21 protein-coding genes are annotated in these 18,448 nt (G+C 69.2%); 10 read left to right on the top strand and 11 right to left on the bottom strand.

Translation table 11 applies throughout. The features are described 5' to 3' along the window. Positions 1-73: 73 nt before the first annotated feature. The gene (locus AB0K21_RS14855; protein ID WP_343965685.1) at positions 74-577 is read left to right on the top strand and encodes an Lrp/AsnC family transcriptional regulator; all 504 of its coding nucleotides are present in this window, start codon (positions 74-76) and stop codon (positions 575-577) included. A gap of 147 nt (positions 578-724) precedes the next feature. On the opposite strand, the gene AB0K21_RS14850 is transcribed toward AB0K21_RS14855, so the two are convergent. The 4 genes from AB0K21_RS14850 to AB0K21_RS14835 all read right to left on the bottom strand — a co-directional run bounded on the left by AB0K21_RS14850 (position 725) and on the right by AB0K21_RS14835 (position 3,850). After that, positions 725-1,891 carry a hypothetical protein gene (locus AB0K21_RS14850; protein ID WP_364150116.1) on the bottom strand — a complete coding sequence of 389 codons (1,167 nt, stop codon included), beginning with the start codon at positions 1,889-1,891 and terminating at the stop codon, positions 725-727. Then, on the bottom strand, positions 1,888-2,430 hold the full coding sequence (locus AB0K21_RS14845) for a DUF4365 domain-containing protein (RefSeq protein ID WP_364150113.1): 543 nt from the start codon (positions 2,428-2,430) through the stop codon (positions 1,888-1,890). The genes AB0K21_RS14850 and AB0K21_RS14845 overlap by 4 nt, the downstream gene beginning before the upstream one ends. A 413-nt stretch (positions 2,431-2,843) precedes the next feature. Further along, positions 2,844-3,464, bottom strand: a complete 621-nt coding sequence (locus AB0K21_RS14840) for a DinB family protein (RefSeq protein ID WP_364150110.1) — start codon at positions 3,462-3,464, stop codon at positions 2,844-2,846. A 32-nt stretch (positions 3,465-3,496) separates the two neighbouring features. After that, on the bottom strand, positions 3,497-3,850 hold the full coding sequence (locus AB0K21_RS14835; RefSeq protein ID WP_364150107.1) for a VOC family protein: 354 nt from the start codon (positions 3,848-3,850) through the stop codon (positions 3,497-3,499). A gap of 62 nt (positions 3,851-3,912) precedes the next feature. Here AB0K21_RS14835 and AB0K21_RS14830 point away from each other — a divergent pair, with 62 nt between their 5' ends. Continuing rightward, entirely contained in the window at positions 3,913-4,962 is a 1,050-nt protein-coding gene (locus AB0K21_RS14830; protein WP_364150104.1) for a sigma-70 family RNA polymerase sigma factor, read from the top strand. Here AB0K21_RS14830 and AB0K21_RS14825 read toward each other — a convergent pair. Both AB0K21_RS14825 and AB0K21_RS14820 read right to left on the bottom strand, forming a co-directional pair. Next, the gene (locus AB0K21_RS14825) at positions 4,943-5,431 is read right to left on the bottom strand and encodes a GNAT family N-acetyltransferase (RefSeq protein WP_364150101.1); all 489 of its coding nucleotides are present in this window, start codon (positions 5,429-5,431) and stop codon (positions 4,943-4,945) included. The two genes, AB0K21_RS14830 and AB0K21_RS14825, sit on opposite strands and share 20 nt — an antisense overlap. Positions 5,432-5,565: 134 nt before the next feature. Next, a complete protein-coding gene (locus AB0K21_RS14820; protein WP_343965671.1) occupies positions 5,566-6,714 on the bottom strand; it encodes an epoxide hydrolase family protein in 1,149 nt (382 codons plus the stop codon). 62 nt (positions 6,715-6,776) lie between these two features. On the opposite strand from AB0K21_RS14820, the gene AB0K21_RS14815 reads away from it, so the two are divergent. Further along, complete coding sequence (locus tag AB0K21_RS14815) at positions 6,777-7,715, top strand: YafY family protein (protein ID WP_364150098.1); 939 nt, start codon at positions 6,777-6,779, stop codon at positions 7,713-7,715. Positions 7,716-7,741: 26 nt separating this feature from the next. Here the strand turns inward: AB0K21_RS14815 and AB0K21_RS14810 are convergent, their stop codons facing one another. Both AB0K21_RS14810 and AB0K21_RS14805 read right to left on the bottom strand, forming a co-directional pair. Then, a complete protein-coding gene (locus AB0K21_RS14810) occupies positions 7,742-8,497 on the bottom strand; it encodes a hypothetical protein (RefSeq protein ID WP_364150095.1) in 756 nt (251 codons plus the stop codon). A gap of 8 nt (positions 8,498-8,505) precedes the next feature. After that, a complete protein-coding gene (locus AB0K21_RS14805; RefSeq protein WP_364150092.1) occupies positions 8,506-8,895 on the bottom strand; it encodes a hypothetical protein in 390 nt (129 codons plus the stop codon). 166 nt (positions 8,896-9,061) lie between these two features. Between AB0K21_RS14805 and AB0K21_RS14800 the strand changes: the two genes are divergently transcribed. Further along, positions 9,062-9,838 (top strand): hypothetical protein, encoded by a 777-nt coding sequence (locus AB0K21_RS14800; protein WP_364150089.1) that lies wholly within the window; start codon positions 9,062-9,064, stop codon positions 9,836-9,838. A gap of 178 nt (positions 9,839-10,016) precedes the next feature. Further along, positions 10,017-10,520, top strand: a complete 504-nt coding sequence (locus AB0K21_RS14795) for a DinB family protein (RefSeq protein ID WP_364150086.1) — start codon at positions 10,017-10,019, stop codon at positions 10,518-10,520. A 176-nt stretch (positions 10,521-10,696) separates the two neighbouring features. On the opposite strand, the gene AB0K21_RS14790 is transcribed toward AB0K21_RS14795, so the two are convergent. Then, complete coding sequence (locus AB0K21_RS14790; protein WP_364150083.1) at positions 10,697-12,394, bottom strand: serine/threonine-protein kinase; 1,698 nt, start codon at positions 12,392-12,394, stop codon at positions 10,697-10,699. Positions 12,395-12,516: 122 nt separating this feature from the next. Further along, on the bottom strand, positions 12,517-12,912 hold the full coding sequence (locus AB0K21_RS14785) for a hypothetical protein (RefSeq protein ID WP_364150080.1): 396 nt from the start codon (positions 12,910-12,912) through the stop codon (positions 12,517-12,519). Positions 12,913-12,943: 31 nt separating this feature from the next. Here AB0K21_RS14785 and AB0K21_RS14780 point away from each other — a divergent pair, with 31 nt between their 5' ends. Further along, a complete protein-coding gene (locus tag AB0K21_RS14780) occupies positions 12,944-13,240 on the top strand; it encodes a DUF4287 domain-containing protein (protein WP_364150077.1) in 297 nt (98 codons plus the stop codon). Between the two features lie 156 nt (positions 13,241-13,396). Here AB0K21_RS14780 and AB0K21_RS14775 read toward each other — a convergent pair whose 3' ends face one another. Next, a complete protein-coding gene (locus AB0K21_RS14775; protein ID WP_364150074.1) occupies positions 13,397-14,092 on the bottom strand; it encodes a dihydrofolate reductase family protein in 696 nt (231 codons plus the stop codon). A 216-nt stretch (positions 14,093-14,308) separates the two neighbouring features. On the opposite strand from AB0K21_RS14775, the gene AB0K21_RS14770 reads away from it, so the two are divergent. The 4 genes from AB0K21_RS14770 to AB0K21_RS14755 all read left to right on the top strand — a co-directional run bounded on the left by AB0K21_RS14770 (position 14,309) and on the right by AB0K21_RS14755 (position 18,441). Further along, the gene (locus tag AB0K21_RS14770; protein ID WP_364150071.1) at positions 14,309-16,480 is read left to right on the top strand and encodes a peptidase domain-containing ABC transporter; all 2,172 of its coding nucleotides are present in this window, start codon (positions 14,309-14,311) and stop codon (positions 16,478-16,480) included. A gap of 115 nt (positions 16,481-16,595) precedes the next feature. Beyond that, positions 16,596-16,751 carry a hypothetical protein gene (locus AB0K21_RS14765; protein ID WP_364150068.1) on the top strand — a complete coding sequence of 52 codons (156 nt, stop codon included), beginning with the start codon at positions 16,596-16,598 and terminating at the stop codon, positions 16,749-16,751. Between the two features lie 432 nt (positions 16,752-17,183). After that, positions 17,184-17,336 carry a hypothetical protein gene (locus AB0K21_RS14760; RefSeq protein WP_343965638.1) on the top strand — a complete coding sequence of 51 codons (153 nt, stop codon included), beginning with the start codon at positions 17,184-17,186 and terminating at the stop codon, positions 17,334-17,336. A 118-nt stretch (positions 17,337-17,454) separates the two neighbouring features. Continuing rightward, positions 17,455-18,441, top strand: a complete 987-nt coding sequence (locus AB0K21_RS14755; RefSeq protein ID WP_343965636.1) for an MvdC/MvdD family ATP grasp protein — start codon at positions 17,455-17,457, stop codon at positions 18,439-18,441. Positions 18,442-18,448: the final 7 nt, after the last annotated feature.

Below are 18,448 nucleotides of genomic sequence, written 5' to 3'. Positions count from 1 at the left end.
CGTCAAGGTTCTGCAGGAATATTGAGCGTCCTGCTCAGTTGACCCCCACGGCAAACGACGACAGGTGCGCACAGTGACCAGCATTGACCGGCTCGACGCGGAACTTCTGACCGCCCTTTCCGAGGACCCCCGGGCCGGGACCAGCGAGCTCGCGGCCCGGCTGGGGGTCGCGCGGAACACGGTTCAGGCGCGCTACCAGCGGCTCGTCGAGTCGGGGGTGCTGACGGGCTTCAGCGCCCGGGTCGACCTGGAACGCCTCGGCCTGCCGGTGACCGCGTTCCTGCACCTGCAGCTGACCCAGGGCACCCTGGGCGAGGTCACCGGCGCGCTCGGGCGGCTGAGCCGGGTCCTTGAGGTCTGCACCACCACCGGCACCAGCGACGTCATGGTCCGGGTGGCCTGCCGCAGCCACGCCGAACTGCAGTCGCTGATCCAGGAGGTCCTGACGATCCGCGGCGTCGTCCGGTCCACCACCGAGATCGCCCTGACGACCCCGGTGGAGTACCGCCTCGGCCCGCTGCTCGCGACCCTGACCAGCGACCGGGGCCGCGGCCGCAGCGGCGACCAGCGCCGCTGACCGGTCGCTCAGCAGGCCACGGTGACGCCCGGGCCCGAAGTCCACCGCGGGTCCCAGCGGGTTCGACCCCGCCCCCGAGCTCTGAGTGGCCGGACCGGTGAGGTGCCCCGAACCTTCCGGACAGCGGCCCCACCCAACCAGGCCCTACTAGTCGTCCTCGATCCCGGGCAGCACCGAGAAGGAGGCCAACCGGCGTAACGCGCGGCGTGTTCCACGGATATCGAGATCGCCGGTAGCGGTGACCTGGAGGCCGGTCCCATGGGCTCGTACCGCCAGGTTGTAGTCGGATTCGTCTAGCTCAACCCGGAATCTTCTCGCTTGACCTGTGTCATCGTCGATCCCCTGTATGACCACTTCCCCCCTCCCGAACTTTCCCTCTCGGAACAGGCGGACCACCAGGCCGATGACCGTGACGTCGGCCCTCGGTTGTTTCGTACGCAGGAAATCCGCCGCGTCCCCCAGGATCCTCTGCTGCCCCGGCGTGATCCTCAGACGCGTAGGCTCACGCGCTCCCGCGGCGAGCGGTGACTGTGAGAAACGAATCTGGTACGCGTCATGATCCGGCCCTCCCAGCGAGCTCAATGCCTCCAGTTCCGTGGCGTTGGCGGCGCCCTGGCCAGGTTGCCCGAAAGACGAAAGCGGCCTGTCCCCTTCAGCGACCTCTGCCGCGAGGCGTTGGGCTCTCTGTGCGGCGGCAAGCATCCTGCTCGTCACCTTACGGCCGAACGGTGGCGGCCGAACATCCAGCAATGACTCCTGACCGCCTGACGGCGCTGCCGCCACCTCCGGGTACGAGTCCTCCAGGGGAAGGGCCAGGGAGAGAATGAAGCTTCCCGGCTGCGTGGAAATTCGAGCCTGAGCGGCATAGGACTCCGCTCGTTGCGGGCGTCGAGGAGGAAGGACCAGGGAGTCGGCGTCCAAGGCGGCAGCCGATGCGATCACGTAGTTCCGCAGTGCGGATATGGCGGAATACGCGACGAGCAGAGGAGCCTCTCCGGCCGGAGCGTTCGGGGTCAACCGCACGGAGACATTGTCCGCACCGCCGAAGCTCATGTCCGCGGCGATCTCCTGTGGAAGGCGTTGTTCCACATGGGCCAGTACCCTCAACGCCTCGTTGATGCGATCCACATAATCACGGACTTCCTGGCTTACCGGAAGAACGACCCGTACATTCGTTTCGGCATCGGATGACCGGGGTCTCCACAGCGTGGTCCGGCCGTCGTCGTCGTCGAGGATCCAGCCGGCACCCCGCAGGTAGCCGACGAAGACGGGGAGCGCGGGAGCCTCAGCCCCTTCTCCGGGCACGATGCTCATGGTGTCTCCCACGCGTTCACATCCGGTACGGGGGTTGACCTGCGAACTCCATAGGTCCTCAACATCAGGCGGAGTCCGGGGTCATCCAGGGTGTGGACGACCGGAAGACGCACGACCTGGGTCTTGCCGTTCTCGGACTCCGGCATGCCCTCCAGCGAGACCCATGCTCCGTGCCCGAGCAGAAGTGTCCCGTCGGCGTGCAGGCGCACGTTCTCGCCGTCCTTCGACACACCGATGACAGCGAGTATCCGCCGGATCGCATGATCATCACGCCTCAACACGTCATAGGTCTCAGTGTCCAGGTCATAGCTGTAATCGCCATCGGGCAACCGACGGAGGTCGACCGTAGTTTTGACCTGAATGAGGACCGCCGGGTTGTATGTACCTTGCTCAACACCCCGATGGAAAAGTTGAACGTCCGCCTTCTGCAGGTCCAGGGTGGTGGGCCGCCCATGCAGGAAACCACAGCCTGCGGCAATCACCTCAATCCACGCCTCCCCGAAGTCACCTTGCAGTGCGTTCTGCTCGTGCCCTCGCACAGGGGCCACCTTGCCTCATTCTTTTCAACAACGCGGTAAGCCTCCTTGGAGGGTACAGACGAGCCGATCTCCGCCGCCCGGCCATCAATGACTTTTCCATAACACGCCTGACGCCTTCCCGGGATTCCTTTCCCTATCCCACCCCTCCAATCAACACAAAAAGCGATAAACAACTATAAAAAGTCATTCAGTGTTGCATTTGGATACCCAGTTTGAAAACCGCCTCGGAAGGTTTCGGGGAGACCGTCCCCGCGAGGCGCGTACACGAGCGCTGCTCCCTTGTCGTTCGGTGTGACCGAAGCGCCCACGATCTGCTCCGCTGCTCGACGGTGCGGCGCGTCGGCCACCTCTCCGTACATCCGTCCTGGTTTCCGCGAATGGTGCCGGTCGCACAGGGCGACAGCGAGCCGGGTTCAGCTCCGGCCGGCCTCCCGGGCCACCCGCTCCAGCCGGTTCCGGTACTCCTCCCACCACGACCGATCGCCCGGTGCCAGGTTGTCGTTGTCCTCCCGCACCCCGACGGCCCCGTCGATGAGCTCCCGGACGATGTCGGCGTGCCCGGCGTGCCGCTGGATCTCGGCGATCAGGTGGGCCAGGACCCGGTGCAGCGTCGGTTCGTTCTGTCCCTCGGCCCACCACGGCACGTGGCCGGTCTCGTCCAGCCCCAGCGCCTCGACGGTGGCGTCCGCGTGCTGCCACACCCGCCGGTACAGCCCGACGACGTACTCGCGGGACTCCTCGGCGGTGGCCCACATGTCGGCGTTGGGGACCTCGTCCGCGGGGTCCACGTCCTCCAGGCGGCCGGTGGGGCCGAACCAGGGCACCTTTTCCTCGAAGTGCCGCCCGAACACGTACCCCAGGTACGCCAACTCGACGCCGATCAGGTGTTTGACCAGCCCCAGCAAGTTGGTGCCGGTCTGCGTCATCGGGCGGCGGACGTCGTACTCCGAGAGCCCGTCGAGCTTCCACAGCAGCGCCTCACGGGCCTGCTGCAGATAACGGTGCAGATCGGCTTTCAGCTCTGTTTCGGTCATGTCGACCTGTCCTCCTTGGTCGGTGGTGGATGTCAGGGGCTCAGCAGGCCGACGGCGTTGCCGTCGGGGTCAGTGAACACGGCTATCCGCCCCATCCCGGGCACGCTCTGCGGTTCCAGCCTCCGGCCGCCACCGAGCCTCTCCGCCCGCTCAAGGGCGGTGTCCACGTCGTCGACCGGGAAATAGACGACGATCCCGGTGTAGGGGCTGTCCGGACCGGCCTGGCCGATCCCGCCCGCCGGCCGGCCGTCCTCCCCTCCCACCAGCGTGTAGGTCTCGTCCAGCACGTTCATCGGCCAGCCGAACATCTCCCGGTAGAAGTGTCGCGCTCGCTGCGCGTCGGGAGTGGAGATGTCGAACCAGCCGGGCACGGGATGGTGGGTCATGGGAATCCTCCTGGTGTTCTCGTCAGAGAGGAGACCGCCGCCGTGCGGCAGAATCATCGCCTGTGAGCGAAGTTTCTTCCGCACGGACCGAGGACCCCGACCTGGCCCGGGCACGCGACGGCGACGACGCCGCCTTCACCCGCCTGGTGGAGCCACTCCGCCGGGAACTGCACGCCCACTGCTACCGCATGCTCGGCTCCACCCACGACGCCGACGACGCCCTGCAGGACGCCCTGCTGCGGGCGTGGCGAGGGCTCGCGCGCTTCGAGGGCCGTAGCTCGCTGCGCTCGTGGCTCTACACCGTGGCCACCCACACCTGCCTGGACACCGCCGAGCGCCGCGGCAGGCGGGCGATGCCCGTCGACCTCGGCCCGGCCGGCGAGCACGCCATGGTCGGCGAGGCCCCGCTCACCGACGTCGCCTGGCTGGGTCCCTACCCCGACGCCGGCCTCGCCGAGGGGCCGGCCGCCCCGGACGCGCGCTACGAGCAGCGCGAAGCCGTCGAACTGGCCTTCGTCGCCGCCCTGCAGCATCTGCCGGGCAACCAGCGGGCGGCGCTGCTGCTCTTCGAGGTCCTCGGCTTCTCCGCCGCCGAGATCGCCACCACGATGGAAACCAGCGTCGCGTCGGTGAACAGTGCCCTGCAGCGGGCCCGCCGGATCGTCGCGGAGAAGGTCCCCTCCCGCAGCCAGCAGCGGACCCTGCGGAAGGTCGGCGACGCGCGCCTGCGGGAGATCGTCGCCGGGTACTCCTCCGCGTTGGAGAGCGGCGACGCCGACACCCTGGTCGCGCTGCTGACCGAGGACGTCACCTGGTCGATGCCGCCGCTGACGCACTGGTACCACGGCCTGGCGGCCGTCACCGACTTCGCCGTACGGGTCCCGCTGACCGGCTGTCCCGGCTGGCGGAACCTTCCGACCAGCGCGAACGGCCAGCCCACGGTCGCCTCCTACCTCCGGCACGACGACCTCGGCGGGTACCTCCCCTGGGCGCTCAACGTGCTGACCCTGCGCGGCGACCGGATCTGTGAGATCACCTCGTTCATCGGCCCCGACCACTTCGTCCCCTTCGGCCTGCCCGCCTCGCTGCCCCTCAGAGAGCGCGATACATGACGTGCAACCCGACGTAGCCCTTCGCCGGGTGCAGAAAACCCCCCGGCACCGTGCCCAGCACCTCGAAGCCGAGTGACTCGTACAGTCGCACCGCGTGCGCGTTGGTCTCCACGACCGCGTTGAACTGCATCGCGCGGAAACCCGCCGCCCGCGCCCACTCCAGCGTGTACGCGCAGAGCGCCCGGCCGACGCCCTGACCGGAATGCCGTGGATCGACCATGTAACTGGCGCTCGCGACATGCGAGCCGTTGCCCGCCTGGTTGTTGTTCATCTTCGCCGTGCCCAGGACCCTCCCCGCGTCGTCGACGGCGACGACCGTACGGTTCGGCGACGGCAGCAGCCACCAGTCGCGCCCGGCGTCCCGCCCGAGATCGGTCGGGTAGGTGAAGGTCTCACCGGCGGCGACGATCTCCTGGAAGAACGGCCAGATGGCGGGCCAGTCCTCAGCGGTGGCTTCTCTGATCACCATCCGCCCATGATGCCGGTGAAGACGACGAGTCCACCAATCCTTTTCGCCGCGGACCAGGCCCGGCGGCCTCCCCGGGCAGCGGGGCCGCCGGGCCTCGGCGTGTGCCCGTCGTGTCACCCACAGGCGGGCCGCCGCTACCGTGGTCGCACTGTCCGGAAGAACTCGCGGATGTCCGAGACCAGCAGGTCCGGGGCCTGGAGCGAGGCGAAGTGGCCGCCGCGGGGGTGCCGCGACCAGTGGGTGATCGTGTTCGACAGCTCCGCCAGCCCGCGGATCGCCCGGTCACCGGGGAAGTTCGCCACACCCGTCGGAACCGGTGCGGGCTCGGGACGTGGGCCCCACGACTCCGGTCCGGCCTCACGGTAGAGCCGGGCGGCCGATCCCGCGGTCGCGGTCAGCCAGAAGATCGTGACATTGGTCAGGATGACGTCGCGGTCGATCGGGGTCTGCTCGGTCCGGGCGGGGTCCCAGTCCACGAACCACTCCAGGTTCCACGCGAGCTGACCGGCCGGGGAGTCGTTGAGCGCGTACGCCAGGGTCTGCGGCCGGTTGGCCATCTGGGTGGCGTAGCCGGAGCGGCCGTACCACCACCTCTGGTTCTGCCCGGCCTGCTCCCGGTCCGCCTCGGAGAGCGCGCCCAGCTCGCTGGGATCGACCGCTGTCGCGGCGTTGGCCAGCGCGTTCACATGGACGCCGACGACGTGCTCCGGGTCCACCCGGCCGATCGCCGGGGAGACGATGCTGCCCCAGTCGCCGCCCTGAGTGCCGTAGCGGTGGTACCCCAGCCGTCGCATCAGCTCGGCCCAGGCCCGCGCGGTGCGGTCGACCCCCCAGCCGGTCTCCCGGGTCGGCCCGGAGAACGCGAAGCCCGGCAGCGAGGGAACGACGACGTGGAAGGCGTCCGCCGGGTCCCCGCCGTGTGACCGCGGGTCGGTCAGCGGCCCGAGGATGTCCAGGAAGTCGTACACCGTGCTCGGCCACCCGTGACTGATGATCAGTGGAGTGGCGTCCGGCTCGGGCGAGCGTACGTGCAGGAAGTGGATGTTCTGCCCGTCGATCTCCGTGGTGAACTGCGGGACCTTGTTGAGGCGGGCCTCGTGCTCCCGCCAGTCGTAGCCGGTGCGCCAGTACTCGACCAGCTCGACGAGGTGGCCCCTGTTCACCCCGTAGGACCAGCCGACGCCGGGCAGTTCGTCCGGCCAGCGGGTACGGACCAGCCGGTCCCGCAGGTCGTCGAGTTCTGCCTGCGGAATATCGATGCGGAAGGGCGTTTCTGTGCTCATGCCGCCAAGAATGCGCCGTGTGTAGGACAGCTCCGTTCCTACACAGCGGCGATAGTGGAGGAATGTTGGAAACACCCGCCCGGCTGCTGCGACTGCTGTCGTTGCTGCAGACGCACCGCGACTGGTCCGGCACGGAACTCGCCGAGCGGTTGGAGGTCACCACCAGGACGGTACGCCGCGATGTCGACAGGCTCCGTGAGCTGGGGTATTCGATCCACGCCTCGATGGGCCCGGCCGGCGGTTACCGGCTCGGAGCCGGCACCTCACTGCCCCCGCTGCTACTGGACGACGAGGAGGCGGTGGCGGTCACGGTCGGGCTGCACAGTGTGGCGGGGATCGAGGAGGCCTCGCTGCGCGCCCTGACCAAGGTCGAGCAGATGCTGCCGTCCCGGTTGCGACACCGGGTCACCGCGCTGAGAGGCGCGATGGTCGCGATGCCGTCCAGGAGCGGGCCGACCGTGCGGGCGGCGGTGCTCACCGCGATCTCGGCCGCGATCCGAGCCGCCGAGACGCTGCGTTTCGACTACGTCAGCCATCACGGGGCCGAGTCCCGCCGCGACGTCGAGCCACATCGCCTCGTCTGCTGGGGGCGGAAGTGGTACCTGGTCGGCTGGGACGTCGAACGGACCGACTGGCGCACCTTCCGGGTCGACCGGATGTCCCCGCGCACGCCCAACGGCCCCCGGTTCGCCCATCGTGAACCACCCGACGGTGACGTGACGGCCTACCTGTGCAGAACGATGGGCTTCGAGATGTGGCCGCTCCGCGCCCGGCTGCGGGTGCACGCCTCCGCGACGGACGTCGCCGGACGCGTCAGCGGACTCGTGACCCCCGTCGACGACCACACCTGCCTGCTGGAGATCGCCTCGGACTCGTTCGACCTCGTGGCGTTCACGGTGGGCGTGCTCGGCGTCGACTTCGAGGTCGAGTCACCGCCGGAACTCGCCCGGCACCTGCGCGAACTGTCCGTCCGCCTCGCAGGCGCGGCCGTCCGGAAGTGAGGGCGGATCGAGCCGGACACCCGCCGTCAGGAGCGGAATCTCTGCCTCAGCCGGAAGACGAGGTCGAAGTCGAGTCCCCTGTCGTCCCAGAACAGGCGGGCCGTGCAGGGGCGGTCGTCGAGCCTGCGGAGGGTGAACGTCAATCGGGCCTGGTCCGCGGGCATTCCCCTGGCGAGTTCCCTGAGCGGGACGTCGTCGAAGCGGGAACCGGTGACCGAGGTGGATCCGGCGCCCGCGAGCGCGAGCCCGACCGTCGCCCCCTCGCACTCCTCGACCGCGACGGCGCCCAGGAAACCGGTGACGGGCTGTTCGGTGAGACCTGGGGAGACCTTGAACGTGGTGGTGGCGACGGCGCCGGGCGGCAACTCCCAGACGAACGCCGCCCCGCAGCCCAGGGACCTCCAGCCCAGCGGGCAGCGCGGGTTGTCCAGCGGCGTCAGATGGCGTGGCCGGACCCCGGAGTGGTGGTCGAGGCCGGGCGCTTCCGGGATCACCAGCAGAATGAGCGGTGGGAACAGGAACGCCATGGCCAGCCCGGACAGACGCATCCAGAACCCCGGCGGCTCACCCGGGACGGCATCGGGTCGCCGCGTGTCCGGCCGGACGGGGGCGAGCCGATCCTGAAGCCGGGCGTGCCGAAACTGGTAGACCGTCCCGACCTGCCGGAGGACACCGCGCCGGTGCGCGTCGTCGATGAACCGGGGGAACCGTAGCGGGAGCCGTCCCGTCGCCGCCAGCCAGAGACGCGAGAGCAGGAACACCCCCCAGGGGGTGTTCACCACGGAGGCGATCATGAAGGCCGAGCCGAAGATGGCCGCGTAGAGTCCGACCGAACGCCCGTCCCCCGCCAGCCGAGAACGGCCATCGGCGGGGCCTGCACCGGGCGCTTGGTACTGGCCCAGCGAACCGGCAGTGGAGCCGGCCGGGACAGCGACCTGACCACGGCCCCGGCCGACCACTGGGCGTAGACGCTCTCGGCGAGATCGCGCGCCGCCGCGTCGAGCCCCTGGGCGCCCCGAGTCGCGCGCCACTGCACGACCGCCAGGCTCAGACTGATCAGGCCGATGAAGGCGCCGAGGACACTGGCGAACTGGTCCGCGCTTTCCAGGCCGAGCAAGAAGAAGAGCACGCCAAGTGCCAGGAGCGCCAGAACGCCGCCGATTCCCCTGCCCCACCACACTGAACCAACCTACGATCACGCCGGGCGCGATGTGAGGGAAATTTCGACCACCGATAGGGGGTGAATACCAAAAAAAGGCGATCTAAGGGTCTTTAAGAGCACCGCAAGGCATTTGTAAGTCCCCAGGCCTATCACTGGAGGACACCGACGCCGAGGAGTCCCCCCGATGAGCAGCCTCCTACAACTCTCCCGAGAACAGCGGCGACCCGTGCCCGACAGTCCCGTGTCACGCCCCCGGCAGGCCGCCGTCGTGGCCGGCACCCTCCTGCTGGGCCTGACCGGCATCGTCTCGGCGGCACAGCCGGCGGCCGCCGCGACAGCGCCGTTGAAAGGCGCCGGAACCTGCGCGAACATCGACCTCGTCTACCGGCCCCAGTCCGCGTTCCCCGCCACCAGCCGGGGACGCTTCGACTTCAGGGCGCAGGCGACCACCATCGAGACAGCGGTCCTGTGTCTCGTCAACGCCGAACGGACCGGCCTGAAACCGCTGAAGAGATACCTCTCGCTGGGCAAATCGGGGGCTGCGACGCTCGGCACCGCCGCGGCCAGGCACGCCGCGGACGCCGTCGGACTGCGCTGGTGGGGAAAGGTAGAGCCGGGCAAGAACTGCCGCCCCGTGCAGGGCAACCCCGGCCAGTGCGACCCGCACATCAACCCGCGGACCGGCTCGACCCCGCTGAGCCGCGCCCAGGCGGTGGGCTACGATCGCCGCTGCGCCCCGTTCTCCATCGGCGAGAACACCTACGCGGGGTGGGGAACCTCTTCCGTCACACCGCGGGCGGCCGTCACCTGGTGGATGAACAGCAAGCCGCACCGCGACACCATCCTCAACCCGGCCTACACCGAGCTGCACACCAAAGTGGCCTGGGGAAGCGCGGACCCGGCCGCCGGGTCCATCACCCCGGCCATCACCTACGTACAGATGTTCGGACGCTGCGGCTGACGCCGTCGCCCTTCATGCCGAGCCGCCCGGCAACGGACCTTGAGAGTCGGCGGCCAACAGCGGGGCCGAATCGCACGCTGTACCGAGCCTGAGAGCCGGGCGTCACAGCAGGTCGTATCGTGTCGTTCCGCGGCCACGAATCCAAGACGGCACTTCGCAGGCAGGAGAATTGTGAGCGATGACTGACGACCGTGTCCCCCCTCCCTTTCTCGGCGACGAGCGCACCATGCTGAACAACTGGCTCGACTGGCATCGTGAGACCCTGGCCGTCAAGTGCGCGGGGCTCTCGGAGGAGCGACTTCGCCAACGCTCCGCACCGCCGTCGACGCTGTCGCTGCTCGGCCTGGTCCGCCACATGGCACACGTGGAGCGCGCCTGGTTCCGCCACGTGCTGAACGACGAGGACGTCCCTCGCCTTTACCAGACCGACGACCCCGACGCCGAGTTCAACGACGTGGACACCGCCTCCGCCGAGGAGGCTTTCGCCACCTGGCGGGCCGAGATCGAGCACGCCCGCAGGCTCTCGGCCGAGGTGCCGCTGGACGCCGTCGGAAAGCGGCAGCGCCACGGGCAGGACTGCTCCCACCGCTGGATCCTCGTCCACATGATCGAGGAGTATGCCCGGCACAACGGCCACGCCGACCTGCTGCGCGAGCGGATCGACGGCGTCACCGGCGAATAACCCGATCCCCCGCCACGACCACGCAAAGGCTCCCGTCCGGACGACGACCACGAGATCACCCTGCGGCTCGACTCCGGGCAGGCCGGCCACCGCTACGCCGCGACCGCCACGGCACCGGGATCTCCACCGGCAGGGGGCCGGGGTTCAGGAGGCTGGAGCCGTCCGGCGCTCCGGAACTACCAGAACACCCAGGGACTCTCGCTGCCCCCGCCGAAGGCGGAGGTGCCGCTCCTGCGCCAGCGTTGCCGGACGTTGAGTTTCGCCCCCACGCGCTGAGCGGTGACGGTGAACGGGCCGCAGGTGGCGACCGCGCCGTCGGCGGCCGGTGACAGACCGGTGCAGATCATGGGCTGGGCCACGTTGCTGTCGGCGTCGGTGTTGTACAGCTGGACATGTACGTCCGAGCGCACATCGGCGGCGCCCCGGATACGGCCGAGGAGATGGAAGACGTCACCGACCAGGGCCATGCAGGGTGACATCTGCGTGCCGGTGCCGTCTCCGGTGGAGATCCACGACCTGCACCGCCACTGGGGTTGCGGCTGTTCGGAGGCGGGGGTGTCCGCCGGTCCCTCGTCTTCCGGGGTGACCTCCGTCTTCGGCCGGGTGGATTTCGGCGACGGTCTGGCGGTGGCCTCGTCCTTCTCGGCGGGCTCGGCGGCGGTGATCGGCGGGGTGCTGGATATCGGCTTGGGCTTGGGCTTGGGCTTGGGCTTGGGGAGCGGGGACTCCTTCGAGGAGGTGGCGTCGGCCTGCGGGGTCGGCGGTGTGTTCCGGGCCGTCGTCGGAGCCAGGGCGGCCGCGGCCGTGGCAGGCTCTGCCGACGGGGTGAGAGCGGCCTCGCCGGAGGAGTTCACCACCAGGGCCACCGCGGCTGAGGCGGCCAGCGCGGTCGTGACCGCCGCCGCGCCGATCAGGCGCCGCCTGGGCCGTGATCGTGACTCGGGCCGGGGACGAGGCGATGTGACGACCATGTCGGGGGCCACGTCGGGGGCCAGGGGTTCGCGGGTGATCGCGGGGTCGGCCGTCCGGCTGATCGGGGGAAGCGCGGGCAGGCCGGCCAGGGCCGGCACCAGGGCGTGTGCGGTCGCGGCCACGTGGTCGATGGAGGGCCGCCGCGCTGGATCTTTCGCGACACAGGTGGTGATCATCGACCAGACGGCATCGGGCATCCCGGCCAGTCTGCGTGGGGCCGAGATCGCGTGCTGGCGCAACACGGCCATCGGATGGTCGCCGACGAAGGGCGGGCGTCCGGCCAGCAACTCGTACAGCACCAGGCCTATCGCGTAGACGTCCACGGCGGGGGTGGCAGAGTGCCCATCGGCCACTTCGGGCGCCAGGTAGGAAGGAGTACCGAGGATCAAGCTGGTCTGGGTCAGGCTGGGGCCGTGCGCGAGACGCGCCACGCCGAAGTCGGTCAGCCGTGCCTGTCCGGCGGCATCGACCAGGACGTTCTCCGGTTTGACGTCACGGTGAACCACGCCGTGGGCATGAGCGTGCGTCAGCGCGTCGGCGATCTGGCCGACCAGGCGTACGGCCTCGGCGGGAGGTAGTGAGCCACGCTCACGCAGCAGCGCCCGTAGATCCTTGCCGTCGACGAGATCCATCACCAGGGCGAGCTGGTCGCCGCCCATGACGAAGTCGCGCATCGTGACAATGTGGGAATGGCGCAGCGCGCGCAGCACATTGCGCTCCTGCACGAACCGCAGCACCAAGCCGTCGTCGGCGCTGAGGTTCTTGTGCAGGACCTTCACCGCCACCGGCTCGCCGGTGACCACCGAACGGGCTCTCCACACCGTGCCCATTCCCCCGGTGCCGATCTCTCCCAGCAGCTCGTATCGGCCGGCGAGTAGCGCCTCGATACCGTCAGCCGTCACGCGTGCCCCCTATCGCCCCACCAGGCGAGCTATCAAATTAACGAATCACTCGAAAATAGGAAAAATGGCGATTTATTGCTGGATCACCCCGCAGTACCAGCTCACCGGACCGATCGATCCATTCATGATGAACGGCAGCCCAGGCGGCGGACAAGCTCCTGCACGAGGACGCACTCCGCCGAGTCAAGATCATAGAGTGTGAGGGCGCGTAAATGAACAGGAAGTTTCGCCTCCTGACCGCTCGGCCGCAGCATCCGTCCGGACGGCCGAACCCCGCGTCGATGCCGGTGCCGTCCCGCGCGCCCGCTGTCGTCGTGGAGACCTGCGGGTAGTCCGCGCTCTCCAAGTCCGGGGAGACGCCTGATTTCCGACTCGATGCGCCGCCTGTCGGCGGCGACGAGCTCCAGGCCGCACAGATCGGCGGCCCACGGGTCGGTGGACTCGCCGAGGAGCGTGGCCAGGTCGACGGATGGGCCGTCCCAGAAGGCACGCTCATCACCGTTGATGGGATACTGCACTCGAAACAGTCCATAACGCGAAAAGAGCACCATGTCATTCCAGGCTTACTTGGACAAAATCGAGGAGAAGACCGGACTAACGCCGCGGGAGTTCATCGCGTTGGCGAAGGAGCGCGGCTTCGACGACCCGGCCACCAAGGCGGGGACGATCGTCGAGTGGCTGAAGCAGGATTACGACCTCGGGCGTGGGCATGCGATGGCGTTGGTGCATGTGATCAAGAAGGGCCCGAAGATCGACGCGAAGCATGTCGGCAGCTCCGGTTCCCACCGCGACGAGTCCGACACTCTGTGGCTGGACGGAAAGGAGAGCCGGCCTCAGGCGGGCTGAAGCCGGGCTCCGGATCGAGGAACTCCTTTCGCGCATCGTGGAGACCTGTGGGCAGTCCGGTGCTCTTTCCGGCGCTCTTCAGCGAAGCCACTCCCGCAGTCCGGGGAGATGCCCGAGTTCCGAGCGCCGGAAAGGCGTGTCGGCCGATTCGGAGAGCTACGGGGCACCGGTGCCGCTGCCGCGGTCGTCGAGGACGAGGGCGGCCCGCCCGTTGACGGTGTAGCGGATGTGCGTGACCTCGGGGGTGTGGATCACCCTGGTGGGGGTGAGCTCGATCGCCTCCTTCTCGGCGAGATCGAGGTCGGCGTCGAGCAGGCGCATTCCCGTGCCGAGCACGGTCGGGACGATGTGCAGTTCCAGCTCGTCCAGCAGGCCGGCCTTGATCACCTGGCGCAGCAGGGTCCCCCCTCCGGCGATCGCCACGTTCTTGCCTCGCGCGGCGGCGCGTGCCTGCTCCACGGCGCTGGCGATGCCGTCGGTCACGTAGGTGAAGCTCGTCCCGCCCTGACGCACCAGGGGCTCGCGGGGACGGTGGGTCACGACGAACACCGGCGCGCGGAACGGCGGCTCGTCACCCCAGGGAACCTCACCGCCGTCCGCCATGTTCCGCCCCATGACGTAGGCCCCGGCGGCCTCGAACGACTCGGCGATGATGTCGGAGTTGACGTCCTGCTCGCCGCCCGCGAAGCCCTGCCGCTCGCGCCAGGCCATGGCGTCGATCACCCACCGGGTGACCCGGAAGAAGCCCGCGGCCTCCGCCGACTCCATCCAGTTCGCCGCCTCACCGCTGTGTCGCGGACCGGCGTAGTAGCCGTCGAGTGACACCGACATCTGTGCCGTCACCTTTGTCATGTCGCTTCGCTCCTGTTCCGGCGGCCCCCGGTGGGGCCCGCTCGGTAGAGAGTCGGAGCCGCGAACCGGATTTCTACCTGCCCGCACAGATTTCTTGACGCCGCCGGACGACTCGGCCTCACGACCGGCCGGTTCAACTCGTGCCAAGCGACGTCACCAACCTGCTTGGCAGTACAACCAGCCGCTCACAACCGGGTTGGCGGAGACTTCCGCTCCATGCGAGTTCCAGTCATCCTCCAACACAGCACGGTCGAATGCGGGGCGGCCTGCCTCGCGATGGTCCTCGGCGCGCACGGGCACCACACCGACGTGTCCGCCCTCGCCAGGGAGATGGGCATAGGCCGGGACGGCGTCAGCGCGCTCACCCTGGTACGCGTCGCGCGGGCACGCGGACTGACCACCCGCGCGTTCTCCCTGCCCGCGGCACAGGTGCCCACGCTCCCCCTGCCGGCCATCGCCCACTGGAAGACCCGGCACTTCGTGGTGGTCGAGCGGGTCGCCGAGGAGACGATCACGATCGTCGACCCGGCGGCCGGCCGGATCCGGCTCACCCGGGAGGAGTTCACCCGCGACTACAGCGGCGTGGCCTTCACCTTCGCCCCCGGCCCGGACTTTCAACGGGGACGCTTCGGTGCGCGGCGTTCCTGGTGGTCGCGCTACATCCGGTTCAGCGTGCTGAACCACCGGGGCATCCTGGCCACCCTGGTGCTGCTCAGCCTCTTCCTGCAGGCGCTCGGGCTCGTACTGCCCGCCGCCACCGAAAGCGTCGTGGACCGTGTGCTGGGACGCGGCGAGATCGACCTGCTGCTCCTGCTCGGCCTGGCCGCGGCCACGGCGGCGCTCGCCCATCTCGCGGCAGGAGGCCTGCGAGCCTGGGCGCTGGTCGTGCTGCGGGCCCGGGCCGACACCACTCTCCTCGACGATCTGGCCAGGCGGCTGCTCGCCCTGCCGTTCCGCTTCTTCGCCCACCGGGGTTCCGCCGACCTGGTCGCGCGGATCGCCGGGGCCGGGCTGCTCCGCGACATTCTCACCGGGCAGGTGTTGTCGGCGCTGCTCGACGCGCCCCTCGCCGTCTTCTACCTGATCGTGATCACCATACGGTCGCCCCTGCTCGGCGGGGTGCTCGCCATCATGGCGGCGGCCCAGTTCCTCGTGCTCCTCCTCACCCGGCAGCGGATCCGCGACCTGGTCCACCGCGAGCAGGAGGCGCGCAACGACGCCCAGGGACAACTCATCGAGTCCGTCAAGGGCATCGAGACGATCAAGTCGTCCGGCGCGGAGTCCCAGGTGCTGGACCGCTGGACGCGCCTGCTGAACATCCAGACCCAGCGAGCGCGGCGCAGCTCCTTCGCCCAGGGCATGCAGGACAACGTATTGGCCGCGCTGCGGTTCGCCGCCCCGCTGGCGCTGCTGTGGGCCGGCGCGTGGCAGGTGGTGGACGATCGGCTCACCCCGGGCGCGATGCTCGGCGTGCTGGCCCTCGCCGCCGCCGCCCTGGCGCCGATGACCTCGCTGACCGCCAGCCTGCGGGGCCTTCAGACCGCCCGCGCCCAGGCGGAACGGCTCGCCGACATCTGGGACACCGCTCCTGAGACCACCGGCGGAACCGAGCAGAGCCGGGCCGAGCCGATGGTCGCCGAGCCGAGGGGAGATGGGCCGAGCGGGGTCGAACTGAGCGGGGTCGGCTTCCGGTACGCGCCGGAGAGCCCATGGATCGTCCGCGAGATCGACCTGCACATCTCTCCCGGGCAGAAGGTCGCGCTGGTCGGCAGGTCCGGGTCCGGCAAGACCACCCTCGCACGGCTCCTGCTGGGACTGTTCCCACCGGTCGAGGGCGAGATCCGCTACGACGGAACCCCGGTGTCCAGCCTGGATCCGCGATGGCTGCGGCGCCGTTTCGGGGTGGTCACGCAGGAGCCCGCCCTGTTCACCGGCTCGATCGCGGACAACATCGCGCTGGGCGATCCCGGCGCGACGCTGTCCGAGGTGGAGGAGGCGGCCCGGCTGGCCTGCGTCCACGACGACATCGTCGCCATGCCCATGGGGTACCACACCCTGCTCACCGAGGGCGGGGGCCTGTCCGGCGGCCAGCGCCAGCGCGTCGCCCTGGCCAGGGCGATCCTGAGCCGGCCGGAGATCCTGCTGCTGGACGAGGCCACCAGCCATCTCGACACCGACACCGAGGCGGCGCTGAGCGCGAATCTCGGCACCCTGCCGCAGACGCGGATCGTGATCGCCCACCGGCTGAGCACGATCAGGGACGCCGATCTGATCCTGGTGCTCGACCGCGGCCGGATCGTCGAGCGCGGCGTGCACGAGACGCTGATCGGCGCGGGCGGCCTGTACGCGAGCCTCATCCGGGCGCAGCTCCCGGCGCACCACGGATGAGCCACCGCGAAGACCATGCCGCAAGTGCTCACAAGTCCCTTCAAGTAGCTCCCAAGTCAAGATCAGCAGCATTGGCCGCGAGATGGTTTTCTCACAATGAAAGGAGAAACGTTCCATGAACGCGACACCGCGTACCGAACTGGGTGACGTCACCCCGGCCGGCATGGAGCTGGACGAGAGCGCGCTGAGCAGCCTCAACGGCGGCTGGCGGCCCGTGATCGTCACGGGTGAGTACTTCGACCCGCCGGGCATCTGCTGCCCGGACGCGTAGCCGGTTGTCGCCGCCGTTCCCGTGTGGGGCGGCGGCGACGACCCACCTTCACCGGCGGGCCCCCGCCCCGTGCGCGGGCCCGCTCTGCGAGAAGAACCGTGTCACCCCCGCATGTCCTCGTCCTCACCCGCGACCACGACCCGCCCGCCGAGCACCATGCCGGCCACGACAGTGCCAAAGCGCGGCGCGCGTTCCAGGTGTTGACCGCCGCCCTGCCCCACAGCACCTCCAGGCCTTCGCCGATCTCGCCGTCGGCGAGCTATCAACCGTTCACCGGGGACAACGAGGGCTTAGCGCCAGTTTTCATTCCGATGTTCCTCAACCCCCAACCCCGTGCCACAAGCGCTCACAAGTCATTTCAAACGGCTCACAAGGAAGATAAGCAGAATTGGCCGCGAGATGGTTTTCTCACAACGGAAGGAGGAACGTTCCATGAACGCGACACCGCGTACCGAACTGGGTGACATCACCCCGGCCGGCATGGAGCTGGACGAGAGCGCGCTGAGCAGCCTCAGCGGCGGCCAGAAGATCGTGATCACCACGGCGGAGTACTTCGACCCGCCGGGCGTCTGCTACCCGGACTAACGGGCATTCGCTTGCGTAGCCGGCCGTCGCCGCCGTTCCCCGTGTGGGGCGGCGGCGACGGCCCACCTTCACCGGCGGCCCGCCGCCCCGCGCGCGGGCCCGCTCTGCAAGGAGAACCGTGTCACCCCCGCATGTCCTCGTCCTCACCCGCGACCACGACCCGCACGCCGACCACCTCAGGCAGCTGCTGGCCCGGCGCGGTGCTCGTACGACCGTCTTCGACAACCGCGACTACCTCGTACGGGCGCACGTCGAGCTGGCCTACACCGCGCACGGTCTGGCCCGGCGGCTGCTGCACACCGAATCCGGCACGCTCGACCTGGACTCGCTGACCGCGCTGTGGTGGCGGCGGCCCCAGCCGCCGGAGGCCCATCCGGAGATCACCGACCCCTCGGTGGCGGCCTACACCGCCCTGGAGAGCGTGAACCTGATCGGCGACCTGTGGGAGCACCTGCCGTGCCGGGTCGTGCCCGCGCGCGAGTCGGTGTTCCGGCGGGCCGGTCACAAGGCGTCGCAGCTCATGCTGGCCGCCGAGCTGGGGTTCGAGATCCCCGAGACGCTGATCGCGACCCAGCCGGACGCGCTGTGGGACTTCCACAACCGTCATGACGGGCAGATCGTCACCAAACCCATGGGCATGCCGTGGGTGGAGAACCTCGCCGCCGGTCACACGGTCATCCGCAAGTGCGAGCTCGTCTCGCCCCGCGATGTCGGTTACGCGGACGCGCTGCGGTTCTCCCCGGTCATCGTGCAGCAGTACGTGCCCAAGCGGCTGGAGCTGCGGGTCACCGTCGTCGGCCGGCAAGTGTTCGCGGCCGAGATCCACTCCCAGACCAGCAACCGGGCGAGAGTGGACTGGCGCTGGTACGACCTCGGGGTGACCCCGCATCACGTGCATCGGCTGCCGGACGAGATCGCCGATCGGTGCCTGGCGATGACCGAGCGGCTCGGCCTGGCCTACGGAGCCTTGGACCTGGTCCTGACCCCGGACGGCCGCTACGTGTTTCTGGAGATCAACCCCAACGGGCAGTGGCTGTGGATCGAGGAGCTGACCGGTCTGCCGATCAGCGAGGCGCTCTGCGACCTACTGCTGGAAGGAGCCTGACGTGTCC

Source organism: Streptosporangium sp. NPDC049248, assembly GCF_040678965.1.
Lineage (GTDB): Bacteria > Actinomycetota > Actinomycetes > Streptosporangiales > Streptosporangiaceae > Streptosporangium > Streptosporangium fukuiense.
The sequence above is the reverse complement of the archived record's forward strand: the minus strand, read 5'-3'. Positions and strand labels throughout refer to the sequence as shown.

What these genes read in the sequence shown, in the direction of transcription:
- AB0K21_RS14850 (WP_364150116.1), bottom strand. Translation starts at nt 1,891, where the DNA reads ATGAGCATCGTGCCCGGAGAAGGGGCTGAGGCTCCCGCGCTCCCCGTC.
- AB0K21_RS14840 (WP_364150110.1), bottom strand. Translation starts at nt 3,464, where the DNA reads ATGACCGAAACAGAGCTGAAAGCCGATCTGCACCGTTATCTGCAGCAG.
- AB0K21_RS14835 (WP_364150107.1), bottom strand. Translation starts at nt 3,850, where the DNA reads ATGACCCACCATCCCGTGCCCGGCTGGTTCGACATCTCCACTCCCGAC.
- AB0K21_RS14825 (WP_364150101.1), bottom strand. Translation starts at nt 5,431, where the DNA reads ATGGTGATCAGAGAAGCCACCGCTGAGGACTGGCCCGCCATCTGGCCG.
- AB0K21_RS14820 (WP_343965671.1), bottom strand. Translation starts at nt 6,714, where the DNA reads ATGAGCACAGAAACGCCCTTCCGCATCGATATTCCGCAGGCAGAACTC.
- AB0K21_RS14815 (WP_364150098.1), top strand. Translation starts at nt 6,777, where the DNA reads ATGTTGGAAACACCCGCCCGGCTGCTGCGACTGCTGTCGTTGCTGCAG.
- AB0K21_RS14800 (WP_364150089.1), top strand. Translation starts at nt 9,062, where the DNA reads ATGAGCAGCCTCCTACAACTCTCCCGAGAACAGCGGCGACCCGTGCCC.
- AB0K21_RS14795 (WP_364150086.1), top strand. Translation starts at nt 10,017, where the DNA reads ATGACTGACGACCGTGTCCCCCCTCCCTTTCTCGGCGACGAGCGCACC.
- AB0K21_RS14780 (WP_364150077.1), top strand. Translation starts at nt 12,944, where the DNA reads ATGTCATTCCAGGCTTACTTGGACAAAATCGAGGAGAAGACCGGACTA.
- AB0K21_RS14775 (WP_364150074.1), bottom strand. Translation starts at nt 14,092, where the DNA reads ATGACAAAGGTGACGGCACAGATGTCGGTGTCACTCGACGGCTACTAC.
- AB0K21_RS14770 (WP_364150071.1), top strand. Translation starts at nt 14,309, where the DNA reads ATGCGAGTTCCAGTCATCCTCCAACACAGCACGGTCGAATGCGGGGCG.
- AB0K21_RS14765 (WP_364150068.1), top strand. Translation starts at nt 16,596, where the DNA reads ATGAACGCGACACCGCGTACCGAACTGGGTGACGTCACCCCGGCCGGC.
- AB0K21_RS14760 (WP_343965638.1), top strand. Translation starts at nt 17,184, where the DNA reads ATGAACGCGACACCGCGTACCGAACTGGGTGACATCACCCCGGCCGGC.